Below are 1,173 nucleotides of genomic sequence, written 5' to 3'. Positions count from 1 at the left end.
GATCGACGGCAAGCATGTTCAATCAGTCTCCAAGCGCGGCCAGGTCGAACTTCGCCGACGCGTTCTCTTGCGTGCCCGCGGCGCTCCGCGTCATCCGTTGGGCGAGGTGCTGCGCGGATTCGGGCAGCGCCGGAGTGGGCGGTGCAGTGGCCGCATCGGCATGGGTCGCGACGTGGATCGCGGCGATCGGCGCATCCGCAGCACGCTGTTCGTTCGAGCCGGTAGCCGGCGACGACGCCGCGGCGTTGCGGCCCGGGAAGTTCTCCAGCACGTCGAGCAAGGCCAGCAGGCGGCCCAGTCCTTCGAGCAGCGCGGCGGCGCCGGGCGCCGCGTCCCTGGCGGCCGACCGGCCTGCTTGGCCGGCCAGCCCTGCCAGGCAGTCGATCGCCGCCTGGGCCGGCGCATGAGCCAGCCGCAACGCGGTCATGCCCGCCTGCAGCGCGACCAGCGCATCGACGTCAAAGGCCTGCGGCGACGTGCCGGCCGGGCGGCCGAGATGGTCCAGCGCATGGCGCAGCGTGCGGCATTGCAGCGCCGCGGCCTCGCCCCAGCGTGCCCACTGGGCGAGCTGCGCGCCGGCGCCGGCGAGCGCCGGATCGGCCAGCAGATAGTCGACGGCCAGCGTCTGGCCGCTGTCGCGCTCGATGGTGCGCGCCACCAGCAGCACGGCCTCGATGCCGCCTTCGGTGGCGGTGCCGCGCGCGGCGCGGGCCTGCCCTTCCAGCACGCGCACCCTGGTCTGCGCAACCCATTGCACCGCGTCGCGGTCGCGCCAGCGCAGCTCGGCCTGCGCGTGGAAAGTCAGCGTGTCGGCCAGTGCGTCGAGCTTCCATGCCGTGCCATCGCACAGCACGCGCGTGCTCTTGCGTGCTGCCGCCAGCCAGCGTTCGCCGCTCGACTGCCAGCGTTGCAGCGTGGCGCCGGCCGGCATCGTATCGAGCAGATGAACGACGGTACGGCGTGCGGCCAGCGCGGCGCGCCAGTCCGCCATCTCGGTGTCCCAGCCGCCGGCCTGCTGCGTGCGCGCCAGCGGCGTCACGGTGGCCATCAGCGGCATGCCGTCGCGGTCGCCGAGCCACAGCGTGTGCTGCCACGGCTGCGGCGCGCGGCGGTCCGGCACCGCGCAGGGCAGCGTCACCGAGGCGGACAGCACGAAGTGTTCGCAATGCCGGC

General features: G+C 73.9%; 1 pseudogene. It reads right to left on the bottom strand.

Going from position 1 to position 1,173, the window contains the following annotated elements:
• Positions 1 to 22: 22 nt before the first annotated feature.
• Positions 23 to 1,173, bottom strand: a pseudogene (locus B551_RS26720) (hypothetical protein); the annotation flags it as partial.

The organism is Cupriavidus sp. HPC(L), assembly GCF_000307735.3.
Taxonomy (GTDB): domain Bacteria; phylum Pseudomonadota; class Gammaproteobacteria; order Burkholderiales; family Burkholderiaceae; genus Cupriavidus.
This window is presented reverse-complemented; position numbering and strand designations above follow the sequence as displayed.